Source organism: Peptoniphilus senegalensis JC140 (assembly GCF_000321025.1).
Classification (GTDB): domain Bacteria; phylum Bacillota; class Clostridia; order Tissierellales; family Peptoniphilaceae; genus Peptoniphilus_A; species Peptoniphilus_A senegalensis.
This window is the reverse complement of sequence record NZ_HE610717.1, coordinates 158,237-170,725: the sequence shown is the minus strand read 5'-3', so window position 1 is coordinate 170,725 and position 12,489 is coordinate 158,237. Positions and strand designations below refer to the sequence as shown.

Below are 12,489 nucleotides of genomic sequence, written 5' to 3'. Positions count from 1 at the left end.
TTCTACTCCTTGATTGTCTTAATTTTAAAAATAAAATATATGTAGTGAAAAATAAGCACTAATAAGAGTGTAATTCTAGCATGTAAGTTGTTTACAAAATAAAATGATAGGGCAAGAAAAAAAGTAATCATCATAAGAATCTTAATCTTCCTCTCTCTTGTCATACCAGTCTTATTTTTTATTGGCTCAATATTTTCCTTGTATAGTTTAGTAGAAATAAAATAGTCATTGAACTTTTTTGATCCTCTCGCAAAACAACATGTTGCCAGTAACAAGAAGGGAGTTGCAGGTAATAAAGGCAAATATATACCAAGTATTCCAATCCCCAAAAAAATAAATCCAAATATTAAAAATAAAATCTTCAATTATATCCTCCTTAGCTTTAGTTTCTTAATTTTCAAGATATATACTAACAAAGAAATTTTTATAAGTAAATAATATTGATATTGGATATCATTTTGTTTTTCTTAAATATATTCCCTTTTTTTATGTTATATGTTGATTTATAGAGACTAGACCCTTGTTAACCACAGTTAATTTTTTATATAAATCAAGTCAAAAAAATAAGACCCCGGTTTCCCAGAGCCTTTATTTTTTTACATTTTTTCAATATTTATTTTAATGTCATGACCATTTAGGTTCTCAACTTCAGAATCTGTTTCTTCATTAAGAATTTCAAGAGCAAGAGTTTCTGATTTAATAAATTCCTTGTCTACTTCAATAGCTTTTTCAACTTCTTCGTCAGACTTATAGGAAATTTTAATATTATCAAGAATATCTAGATCTTTTTTCTTTCTAAGTTGTTGAATCTTTGATACAAACTCTCTTACATAACCTTCATTTAAAAGTTCTTCGTTAAGTTCAGTGTCTAAGATTACAAATAGGTTGTTATCCATTACAACGTCAAAACCTTCTTTTGCACTGATCTTTACTTCAACATAATCCTTTTTAATTTCAGTTTCTTCTCCAGCGATTTCAATATTTACATCGCCATCATTTAATTTTGAAAGAAATTCTTTTGCATCAGTTTCTCTTAAATATTTGCCAAAGTCTTTAACCTTAGAACCTAAGATACTGCCACAAACTTTAAAGTTTGGTTTAAGTTCAAATTCCATATATTCAGAAAGATTTTCTTCGAAGTCAACCTCTTTAACATTAAGTTCTTCTTTCATTAAATCAGTTAAATCGCCGATTATTTCCTTATATTTTCCATCAATTATAACCTTTGAAAGTGGTTGTCTAACTTTAATCTTAGCTTCTTCTCTTGATGCTCTTCCCAATGTTACTAAATCTCTTACTAAGTCCATTTTTTCTTCAACTTTATCATTAATCATATTTTCATCATAAGTTGGATAGTCTGTCAAGTGGACAGATTCTTCATCAGTAAGTGACTTAAATAATTCTTCAGAGATAAATGGAACAATTGGTGCAATTAATTTTGTAACGCCAAGTAAGACTTCGTAAGTTGTCTTATAAACTGCAAGCTTAGTGTTATCTTTGTCAGTCTTCCAAAATCTCCTTCTATTTCTTCTGATGTACCAGTTAGAAACATCTTCTATTACAAAATCTTGGATTTCTCTTACAACTTTTGTAAGTTCAAATACTTCCATGTCTTCTCTAACAGTTTTTACAAGTCTATTGTATTTTGATAGCAGCCATTTGTCGATTTCTTCTAAGTCATCATAACTTACCTTGTGCTCTCTTGGGTCAATATTGTCTGTATTTGCATATAAGCTAAAGAAGTTGTAAGTGTTTCTCAATGACCTAAAGAATTTTGATTCAATTTCACGAAGTCCATCTTCGTCAAACTTTGTAGGAGTCCATGGTGGTGATACATAAAGAAGATACCACCTAACAACATCAGCACCATATTTGTCAAAGAGTTCAAAAGGTGCAACTGTGTTTCCTCTTGATTTTGACATTTTCTTTCCTTCTTTATCAAGGATTAGGTCATTTACAAGTACATTTTTATAAGGACTCTTACCTGTCATATAAGTTGATATTGCAAGAAGTGAATAGAACCAACCTCTTGTTTGGTCAATTCCTTCAGAGATAAAGTCTGCTGGGAATAGTTCGCCAAAATTGTCCTTATTTTCAAAAGGATAATGCCATTGAGCAAAAGGCATTGCTCCAGAGTCAAACCAAACATCAATTACATCAGCTTCTCTCTTCATTTCTTTGCCACACTTTGGACATTTTATGTGAATATCATCTACATAAGGTCTGTGAAGTTCAACGTCAGCAGGAACATCTTCTATTGCTTTATTTCTTAGATCTTCTATTGAACCAACTGACTCAACGTGACCACATTCACATCTCCAAAGTGGGAGTGGTGTTCCCCAATATCTTGACCTTGAAATTGCCCAATCATTTAAGTTTTCTAGCCAATTTCCAAATCTCTTTTCTCCAACGAAATCTGGGAACCAATTTACTCCATTGTTGTTTTCAATTAATTTTTCTTTAAACTTAGTAACTTCAATGTACCAAGATGGATGTGCGTAATAAATTAACGGAGTATGGCATCTCCAGCAATGTGGATAGTTGTGAACTACTTTTTGTTTTGAAAACATTAAGTCATTATCCATTAAATAGTGCAGTACATCGTGATCAGCATCAATTACAAATTGACCTTTCCAAGGTGTGTCTGTAAATTTGCCTTCTTCATCAACAGGTTTTAGCATTGGTAAATCATAGCCCCTTGCAGTTTGATAGTCATCTTCACCAAAGGCAGGTGCAATGTGAACTATACCAGTACCATCTTCAGTAGTTACATAATCAGCGCAAATTACATAAAAGGCTTTTTTGTCTGGCGTCAAGAAATTTAGAAGTTGTTCGTATTCCTTATACTCTAAATCTTTACCAAGAAATTCTTCTATTACTTCAAATTCTTCATCTTTAAATACTGCCTTTGCAAGTGGTTTTGCCACATAATAAATATTGCCATCTGCATGTTTTACTTTTATATACTCAACTTTTGGATTTACTGCAAGGGCAACATTTGATGGAAGAGTCCAAGGCGTAGTTGTCCATGCCAAGAAGTATTCATTTTCTTTATCCTTTAATTTGAATTTACAAGTTGCAGTAGTTGTTTTAATTTCTTCATAACCTTGTGCAACTTCGTGAGATGCAAGACCAGTTCCACATCTTGGACAATAAGGAACTATTTTATGTCCTTCATAAATTAGTCCATCTTTAAACATCTTGTCCAAAATATTCCATACTGACTCAATATAAGAATTTTCAAGAGTTATATAAGGATGGTCTAAATCAATTAGATATCCCATTCTTCTAGTAAGTGTTCTCCATTCTTTTTCATATTCAAAAACAGATTCCTTACATTTTTTGTTAAAATCTTCCACTCCATAAGACTCAATATCTTGTTTGTTGTGAAGACCAAGTTTCTTTTCTACTTCAATTTCTACTGGAAGTCCATGAGTATCCCAACCTGCTTTTCTCTTAACTTTATATCCAAGCATTGTATGGTATCTACAAGTTAAGTCCTTTAAAGTTCTAGCCATTACATGGTGTATTCCAGGTTTACCATTTGCAGTTGGAGGTCCTTCATAAAAGATATAATTTTTGCCATCTTTTCTTGTTTCTACTGATTTGTGGAGAAGGTCTATTTCATCCCAAAATTTTGAGATTTCTTCTTCCCTTACACTCACTTTGTCTTTAGACAATTCTTTAAAATTTTTCATCTAAAACTCCTTATTCTTCCTAAATTATTTATAAAAAAAGTCCCCTCTCAAATGAGAAGGGACGAACTAGCCGCGGTACCACCCTAATTATAGGTAACTATCACTTAATTTTTTAACGCAAATGCGCAAAGGCTTTTGACCTTTGAGCTCCGAGGTGATTCGTAAATTTATAAAACACAGTTTCGCACCAAACAACTGCTCTCTTAGTTCTACTAAATTTACCGTCCTCATCATAGCTTATATAAAATTGTCTATTGTTTCATTCTTAAACATTTTAATAATGTTTGATTGCATCATTGCTAGTGTAACATGAAATTTGCAACTTCCCACTTCATTTGCCTTGTTTTTATTACAATAGCTATCTTCTTGTAAACACCTATTTATTACAATAGGACCATCTACTGCTTTAAGTATATCATATAGTGTTATGTCTTCTTTTGGTTTTTTTAAATAATATCCACCCTTAGAACCTCTTTTAGCATCTGTTATTCCTGCCAAATTTAATTTTCTCAAAATTCTAAGAGTAAATCTCTTTGTGACACCTTCGCTTTCAGCAATTTGTGGTGCTCCAACAACTTTACCCTCGTTTCTTGCAAGATAACTAACAATTCTAAAGGCATAATCTGTCTCTTGTGTTATTCTCATTTAATCACCCATTTCGCATATTATATCATCTTTATTTACATTTTGAAATACTTATCTTGTTTTTTTCTCAATTTTACTATTTCCGATTCCTCATTTAAAAATATATCATCATAAGTAACTAAACTTCCCTTTTTAATATCTCTTTTTGCAAAGGAACCATCAGTTACTATCCCTATTGGAAGGTGATTTCCCTTAACTTGGTCTGATTTTTTTTCTAACGTCCCAAAAATCATCTCTCCGCCAATTGAATCAAATTTTTCGCCCTTTTTTATATCTCTTTTGGCAACAGCAACTGTCTCTGCATAAGGTTCTCCAAAAGGAGCAATAGAAGAATCTCTAAGAACAACGGCTTTTATTATAGAAATTATAGTCTCTATACTAGTCAAGTGATAAGGCCTATATATTGTATAATTTGGCCCTTCTCCCATAGAAAGATATTTCATTTCTTCATCTATAATATTAGATTTTGCTTTAACAACTGCAAAAACTCCTGGTGCGATACCAGTGGCAAAATCAACTACTCCATAGGAATTTAAAATTCCTCCATCTTCTTTCAATTTATAATCATCTGCAATTTTCTTTGGACTTGTTTCTACAAAATGGCATCCTCTAATATCTGGTACAAAACCAAGTGCATTACATACGGCATTTAACTCAATCATGGTATTAGTACCATCTACAAAGGATGTTAACATTCTAGGATTTATTCCCTTTTTCTCTGCAGCCTCTTTTAAACTTTCTGGAGTTGCATAATTATTTAGTTCATTATTTTTTCCCTTGCCAAGAACTAAAACATCAAAACCACAGTTTTTTGCAAATTCATAAATTTCTACAATAGCACCAGGTTCGTCTCCTTTAGTTCCAGAGTACACTAGCCCCTTTTCATCAGCCATAATTTTTAAGATAGGACCAACAGTTGCATCCATCTCAACATTTAGGCTGACTATATCAACGCCATTTTCTATTGCAGCTAGAGATAACTTCGCTCCAGTCTCAGTATCGCCAGTGCAATCTACAAGACAATCAACAAGAGTTGCCGCTATTAAATTATTTGTTGTAGCTATACATTTTTTTTCTTTTAAAAGAATTTTTGCCTCCTCCAAGTTATCTGTAAAGGCAAAGTCATCTTCCTTAATATTTGCTGAATCTATTGCATTTTTTAATGTAACTTTATTTCTTGATGAAAAAACTATGGGATAAAAATTTTCATTTTGACTTAACAAGGTAAATAGTGAAGTGCCCATAATACCTGAGCCAACTATTCCAACAGAAATATTCCCATATTCCTTTAATTTTTTTTGTAAGTAAAACATTCTTCCTCCAAATCTATTGCAAGTATTAAAATTTAATTTTATTCGCAAAAAATATTTTAATCTGAAACTGTATCCATTGCAAATATTTTATGAAATTTTTTCACTTAACATTTTACCAAGTCTATATCCACAGGCAAAAGCAAAGTGAAGGTTGTAACCACCACAGTCTCCATCAATGTTAAGAGCTTCGCCAATAATATATAAATTATCAAATTTTTTTGAGGAGTAGTCATAGCTATTTATTTCAGATAAATCTACACCTCCTCTTGTCACTTGAGAATTTTTAAATCCTGTCGTGCCAATTACCTTAAATCTTGACTTCAATAAAATACCAATGATTTTTTCAAAATCTCCCATAGAAATCATATTCATCGCAGTTTTTTTATCCAAATCTAAATAATCAACTATGTAATGAATAAATTTCTTGTCAACTATTCCCATTAAATATTCTTCAAGTGAAAAATCTGGAAACATATAATATCTATTGTAAAGCATTTCTAAGGTATTTTCGTCAACATTATTTATAAGGGGCACTTCAAGGTAATTATCTTCAGAAATATTTACTGACAAATCTAAAATTGGAGGTCCACTAATTCCATAATTGGTAAATAAAATTTCTCCACATCTCTCATCTATTTTTTTATTTTCCTTAAATAATTTTGCACTGCCAAGAACTTTTGTACCACTAAGATGCTTTAAATATTTCGATTCTAACTTTACTTGCGTAAGAGCTGGCTTTAATTCACTAATCTTTAAGCCAAGTTTTTTTAAAATTTCAAAACTTTTTCCATCGGAACCACTTACTGGCATAGATTTCGCACCAAAGGCTGCAACAACTACATCAGCCTTAATTATTTCATCATTAGTTATTACATCAAAGCTACTTTTATTCTTTTTGATTTCTTTTACTTCAGTGCTTGTCTTAATTTCAATTCCTTTTTTTTCTAGCCAATACATAATAATATTTAGGACTGAATTTGCCTTTAAAGTTATGGGATAAACTCTCTTGCCATCAGTTGTTGACTCAAGTCCCAAGACCTTAAAATAATTTATCAAATCTTCGTTGGAAAATTCCCTTAATGTCTCTCTCACAAAATCTGGCGATGAATAATTTTTTTCTGACAAGCTTAAATTTGTATAATTGCACCTGCCATTTCCCGTAGCCAAAAGTTTTTTGCCCACTCTGTCATTTTTTTCTAGCAGTATTACATTGTTACTTTCATTTTTTGCATTTATTGCAGCAACCATTCCCGATGGTCCTGCACCAATAATTATTATATTCATAGTATCACAGATAAATTATATCCTAAAATTATAGAATTTTACAATAATTTACAAAATTTGTGCTATAATATCAAAGAAATTTGGAGGCATTATGAAAAATAAAATTTATATAACAGGACATAAAAATCCTGATACCGATAGTATATGTTCTGCCATAGCTCTTGCAGAACTAAAAAACAAGATGGGCGAAGATGCTGAGGCAATAAGATTAGGCAATCTAAATAGAGAAACTGAATTTGTGCTAAACCATTTTAATGTTCAGAAGCCAAGATTAAAAACTTCTATAAAACCACAAGTGCGTGATATAGAAATAGACGCTGCTTATTGTGTCAATCCAAGTCTTTCTATGGCATCTGCAATGGATTTGATTCAAAAAAATAATATCAATTCTCTTCCCGTTGTTGACGATGATGACAACTTAATTGGAATTGTGAGTCTATCAAATATTGCATCAACTTACATGGAAATTTGGGATGACTCCATTATTGGAAGGAGCAACACAAGCTTTGAAAATATTATAGATGTGCTTAGAGGCAAAGTCCTATTTTCCCCTGAAAACCCTAGAAAATTATCTGGTAAAATGGCAGTAAAAGCCATAAAAAATCAAGATTTAATAAATGAAGGCGATATAGTTATTGTTGGAGATGATGTTACTGATCAAGAATCTGTTATCCGTAAAGGAATTTCTCTTCTAATCTTAACAATTTCAAGTAAGCTTGATGACAAACTTTTAGAGCTTGCAAAAGAAAATAATGTAGCTGTTATTTCCACTGGACTTTCAACTTTTATGGTTGCAAGAATTTTACCCCAAGCTGTTCCAGTTGAATATGTAATGACAAGAGATGACCTTGTAGTCTTCCACAAAGACGATTTAATCGACGACGTTCGTGAAAAAATGGCACAATCAAGATTTAGGTCTTATCCAGTCCTTGATAACAAAAATAAAGTAATTGGAAATATCTCCCGTTACCACTTAATTTCAAATTTAAAGAAAAAAATAATTTTAGTTGACCACAATGAAAGAAATCAATCTATTGACGACATCGACTCCGCCGAAATTGTGCAAATCGTTGATCACCACAGAGTCGCAAATGTTTCTACAAATTCGCCAATTTATTTTAGAAATGAACCAGTTGGTTCAACTGCTACAATCGTTTCAAAAATGTTTTTTGAAAATGGAATAAAACCATCTCGCGAGGTTGCAGGTCTTCTTTGTGCAGCAATAATTTCTGATACACTTTTGTTTAGGTCCCCAACTTCTACTGATACAGACAAGTATGTATTAAACAAGATGAAAAAAATCGCAGCTATTGATGTAGATGAATTTGCAATGGAAATGTTTAAAGCTGGCACAAGCCTAGAAGGAAGAAAACCAGACGAACTATTAAAAAGTGATGTCAAAAACTTTTCCATAGAGGGCGTAAATGTTAGAGTGTGTCAAATCTTTACTATGGATTTAGATAGCATAGTTTCTGTTGAAAAAGAATTAAAAGAAGCAATGGAAAGCTTCGTAGATAAATCAGATACAGAAACTTTTGTCCTAATGATTACAGATATTTTTAAGGAAGTTTCTGAAGTTATTCTTTCCGGCTCTTTTAAAGAAGCTATAGCCCAAAAATTTGATAAAGAACTCCTTGGAGACAAATTTTTAGCTAAAGGACTTCTATCAAGGAAAAAACAACTTATTCCAAAAGTATCCTCAGCAATTTCAGAAGAATTATCATAAAAAATTTTTTAACTAAATATTTTCTCAATAAATAAGAGCCTATCAAGTGAATTTTGATAGACTCTTTCTCTTTATTTTTTATTTTATTTACAACAATCTCCATGGCAGCCACTTGAATTTTCATCATCCTTTGTAGTGCAGCCACAGTTCTCATGATGATGGTGGTCATGATGCTCTTCCTTATCAATATCATCTTCATAACTCTCATCTATATAGACATTTAAGTCTTTTATACCATAAACTTTTTCTAGCTCTTCAGAGAAGGCAACAACAGATTTTTCATCAAATCCATAGATGTAAACTTCGCTTCCATAATTTATCATCTCGATTTTTAAAATTCCATCATCATAGAGACTTATCCCCATAAAATTCAAGGCTCCGTCTCCAAGTAAATTTTCTAAAATCATTTTTTTGAAATCTTCGTCTATTATTCCCTGATATATGTTTTCATAGGCATCATCTTCTGAATAAATAGCAAAGTCTTGCAATAATTTCTTTGATTTTTCATCTTCCTTTAATGCCTTTATTTGATAAGAGTCACACTTATTTAGATAAATTTTTAAAATATCTGATAAAACTCTCAAATCAATCTCATCATCAATAAAAACATCATTTTCAAAATTAATATAGTACAAGAGACCACTCCTTATTTTGTCATAAAGTAAAATTCAATATATCCATTTTCAATATTATCATTATCTCCAAAATAAATATTAGTGAAAACAACTTTATAGTCCTTCTCTTCAATTGCCAAATCTTCCATACTTATTGAATCCTTTGTATTTTTCAAAAGCTTAAGCTTATCCCTTAGCTTGGCTAAATCTATTGTCATTTGAAGCTTGTAACCATCATGAGATTTCTTATATATTTTTATATTCTTTTTATTTCTCTCAAATTTATATGATCCAGAAGTCATATAATCATCTAAAGAATATACAAAAATCAAATTTTTATAACCATCAATGTCTATATTGAAACCAAGGTCATTTTCACTTCTAGGGTTGTCGCTATAAGAGTAACCCAAATAATCTTTGTCTTCTATAATGTTACTAAATCCAAATAATTTTTTAAAGGAATCTTCACTTAATTTAAAATCCTTTGGCATATAGGAAAGCTCTTCTACCCTATCTGTCCTTACCATATAGCTTACAATGTCAATTATTTGATTTTTTGCATCGCTATCAATATTTAAGTTTGGCTTTATTTCTTCTCCAGCTAACATCTTATTTTCTTTCAAAAGTTTTTCAAACCTTGAATTTTGAGATCTGACGCTGAGACTTGTTGCAGATGCCGGACCAATGCCTGATATCAAAATAATAACTGATAAAAATATTGGCACAGTAATATTAGAATTATCTCTATAAAAAATATAATAAATAAGAGATAATAAAATCCAAACTCCTCCTGCAACTACTAGATACCTATTTTCTGTAATGCCATACTCTCTAATTCTCAAATAAATTGCAAAGAACATCATTGCCAAAAGTGGAAAAAGAGTAAAAGGAAAGATAATCTTAAATTTATTTATAAAATCAATTGAATCTATCCTTGATATAAAAAATAAATAAATAACAGCAAAACTTGCAAACCAAATTACTAAATTTACGATTAAATTATTAGGAATTTGCCAAAGCAATAATATCTTTATAAAGTAAGCCAACAAAATACCTGTATAAATAATTACAATAGGCGTAATTATATAAACTAAAAGAATTTTAAAAGCCTTTGGATATTTGTAATCTAAAAAGGAATCACTAACCTTTGGAAAATCAGCGAAAAATGTCACAACATTAAATAGTATAAAGGAAAATATGGCCACTCTAAGATAAACCAAATCTGCAAAATTAAATTTGAATAAAGATTCTAAGGCAAAAATAATTCCACTGACACCAATAAAAACAATAAAACTATAAATATTGGCAATTATAAAGGCTTTTAAAATTTTCGCCACATAGGCAACATAATCTTTATGGTAATTGAGTTTCCCCACAAAAGCTGAACCAACTATAAGTGCTGCAATTAGGGTAAAGTATATAAAATTCTTCTCATAATAAGCAAATACAGAACTTTCGTCATAAATCAACTCATAAATTCCATAAAGAATTGGCATCGTAATTAAATAAGAAAGTATCTTTATCAAATTATTATTTTTTAAATTTTTAAGGTCATAATAATTTCTTAATCCTTCGTTAAAAAGTTTCACAAAGGCAAAAAGAAAAATCCCAAATACAAACACTAAACCGTAGCTAATCATTTTATTATTAAAAGCTTCATCATACTCATCAAAAGTTGATAAAATCAAAAAAATTGTAGCAAGTGTTGTAGAAATAAGTGTTAAGGGGAATCTTTTAAATGTATTTTTAATACTGTTAAAATTAAATAGTGTAAAATTAAAAATTTTCATAGTATCCTCCTAATTTTAATAATATATCAAATACATTGATTTTTAAAGCTTTTGGATTAAATCTTTATCATTGTATCCACTTTGACATATTTATTTTTGGTAGACAACTTTACCTTCAGAAATTGTATAAAGGACTTCCCCTTTTAATATTCTATCTTTAAAGGGGCTGTTTGATGATTTTGATTTGAATTTAGTTATTTTATATTCACTATTAAGATCAATTATTGTAATATCTGCAATTTTATCTTTAGCAATCTCTCCGCCCTCAAGCCCATATATTCTCGCAGGATTTGTACTCATAAGTTCAATTAATTTCATGAGGGATATTTCTTCTGTTAAAACTAAATTTTCATAGCAAATAGAAAAAGATGTCTCAAGTCCAATAATTCCTGACGGTGCTTTTGTTAGCTCCTTTTCCTTTTCTTCTGCACTGTGGGGAGCATGATCTGTGGCAATAATTTCTATCGTTCCTTCTTTTATTCCCTCAATAATCTTCTTTCTATCCTTTTCACTTCTTAATGGTGGGTTCATCTTTGCAAGAGTTCCATATTTTAAAACTGCATCATCATTTAGTGCAATATGATGTGGCGTTACCTCTGCAAAAATATTCCCACCCATTGATTTTCCAAATTTAACAAGTTCAACTCCAGTTCCAGTAGAAAGATGTTGGATAGAAACTTTTGCACCAGTATAAATTGCCATTGCTACATCCCTTGCTACAAAAGATGTTTCTGCAATACTTGGCGATCCATAAATATTTAAACTTTCAGATACTTCTGAATGATTTATCCCATTTTGCTCAATTAAATTTGGGTCTTCTTCATGAAAAGAAATTATCGCATTTAATTTTTTTGCACGATTCATAGCATCTAAAATTAATTTTGAATTTCTATTTGGAATTCCATCATCTGTAAAAGCAATAGCTCCTGCTTTAAAATTTTCTTCCATGTCAACGAGTTCTAAATCTCCAAAATTCCTTGTTAGAGCTGAAACTGTAAATACCTTTAGAGGAAGTTCTCTCGCCTTTCTATAATGCTCAATAATCTTCTCGCTGTCATCAATTTTTGGACTTGTATTAGCCATTTGAACTACTGTAGTAAAACCTCCAGCTACTGCTGCCTGACTTCCAGTCTCTAAATCTTCTTTATAAGTTTGACCTGGATCTCTAAAGTGGACATGGACATCAACAAATCCAGGAACAACAATTTTGCCGCTGGCATTAATTACTTCTTCGCCTTTATTTTTTGACACATCAATATTTTTTTCTATTGCAGTGATTTTTTTCCCTTCTATTTTTATATCAAGGACTTCATCAATTTTTGAAATAGGGTCTATTATTCTTCCGCCTTTTATAATCATATTAACTCCTATATAAATATAATTTTATTTTAAAAAAAGCGAGGGAAAAACCTCGCTCTT

The 12,489-nt window shown here is 30.8% G+C and carries 9 protein-coding genes and 1 other annotated feature; of the genes, 1 reads left to right on the top strand and 8 read right to left on the bottom strand.

Translation table 11 applies throughout. The annotated features are described in order from the left end of the window. Nucleotides 1–2 precede the first annotated feature (2 nt). The 5 genes from PTSHG_RS00970 to PTSHG_RS00950 form a co-directional block, all read right to left on the bottom strand. Nucleotides 3–365 (bottom strand): YbaN family protein, encoded by a 363-nt coding sequence (locus PTSHG_RS00970; protein WP_019107061.1) that lies wholly within the window; start codon nt 363–365, stop codon nt 3–5. Nucleotides 366–596: 231 nt separating this feature from the next. Continuing rightward, nucleotides 597–3,698: an isoleucine--tRNA ligase gene (ileS, locus tag PTSHG_RS00965; RefSeq protein WP_019107060.1), complete on the bottom strand. Its 3,102-nt coding sequence runs from the start codon at nt 3,696–3,698 to the stop codon at nt 597–599. A 54-nt stretch (nt 3,699–3,752) separates the two neighbouring features. Beyond that, nucleotides 3,753–3,941: a binding site (T-box leader), on the bottom strand. Further along, the gene (locus PTSHG_RS00960) at nt 3,936–4,343 is read right to left on the bottom strand and encodes an RrF2 family transcriptional regulator (protein ID WP_019107059.1); all 408 of its coding nucleotides are present in this window, start codon (nt 4,341–4,343) and stop codon (nt 3,936–3,938) included. Its footprint overlaps the feature before it by 6 nt. Before the next feature lie 35 nt (nt 4,344–4,378). Next, on the bottom strand, nt 4,379–5,656 hold the full coding sequence (locus PTSHG_RS00955; protein ID WP_019107058.1) for an NAD(P)H-dependent oxidoreductase: 1,278 nt from the start codon (nt 5,654–5,656) through the stop codon (nt 4,379–4,381). Nucleotides 5,657–5,743: 87 nt separating this feature from the next. Next, nucleotides 5,744–6,940: an aminoacetone oxidase family FAD-binding enzyme gene (locus PTSHG_RS00950; RefSeq protein WP_019107057.1), complete on the bottom strand. Its 1,197-nt coding sequence runs from the start codon at nt 6,938–6,940 to the stop codon at nt 5,744–5,746. Between the two features lie 91 nt (nt 6,941–7,031). Here PTSHG_RS00950 and PTSHG_RS00945 point away from each other — a divergent pair, with 91 nt between their 5' ends. After that, complete coding sequence (locus PTSHG_RS00945) at nt 7,032–8,666, top strand: putative manganese-dependent inorganic diphosphatase (protein WP_019107056.1); 1,635 nt, start codon at nt 7,032–7,034, stop codon at nt 8,664–8,666. 83 nt (nt 8,667–8,749) lie between these two features. Here the strand turns inward: PTSHG_RS00945 and PTSHG_RS00940 are convergent, their stop codons facing one another. From PTSHG_RS00940 to PTSHG_RS00930, 3 genes are all read right to left on the bottom strand, one after another. Further along, nucleotides 8,750–9,301, bottom strand: coding sequence for a hypothetical protein (locus tag PTSHG_RS00940; RefSeq protein ID WP_019107055.1), 552 nt, complete (start codon nt 9,299–9,301; stop codon nt 8,750–8,752). Between the two features lie 11 nt (nt 9,302–9,312). After that, nucleotides 9,313–11,070, bottom strand: coding sequence for a DUF4153 domain-containing protein (locus PTSHG_RS00935; protein ID WP_019107054.1), 1,758 nt, complete (start codon nt 11,068–11,070; stop codon nt 9,313–9,315). Nucleotides 11,071–11,160: 90 nt separating this feature from the next. Further along, entirely contained in the window at nt 11,161–12,429 is a 1,269-nt protein-coding gene (locus PTSHG_RS00930) for a dihydroorotase (RefSeq protein ID WP_019107053.1), read from the bottom strand. Nucleotides 12,430–12,489 lie beyond the last annotated feature (60 nt).

What these genes read in the sequence shown, in the direction of transcription:
- ileS (WP_019107060.1), bottom strand. Translation starts at nt 3,698, where the DNA reads ATGAAAAATTTTAAAGAATTGTCTAAAGACAAAGTGAGTGTAAGGGAA.
- PTSHG_RS00960 (WP_019107059.1), bottom strand. Translation starts at nt 4,343, where the DNA reads ATGAGAATAACACAAGAGACAGATTATGCCTTTAGAATTGTTAGTTAT.
- PTSHG_RS00955 (WP_019107058.1), bottom strand. Translation starts at nt 5,656, where the DNA reads ATGTTTTACTTACAAAAAAAATTAAAGGAATATGGGAATATTTCTGTT.
- PTSHG_RS00950 (WP_019107057.1), bottom strand. Translation starts at nt 6,940, where the DNA reads ATGAATATAATAATTATTGGTGCAGGACCATCGGGAATGGTTGCTGCA.
- PTSHG_RS00945 (WP_019107056.1), top strand. Translation starts at nt 7,032, where the DNA reads ATGAAAAATAAAATTTATATAACAGGACATAAAAATCCTGATACCGAT.
- PTSHG_RS00935 (WP_019107054.1), bottom strand. Translation starts at nt 11,070, where the DNA reads ATGAAAATTTTTAATTTTACACTATTTAATTTTAACAGTATTAAAAAT.
- PTSHG_RS00930 (WP_019107053.1), bottom strand. Translation starts at nt 12,429, where the DNA reads ATGATTATAAAAGGCGGAAGAATAATAGACCCTATTTCAAAAATTGAT.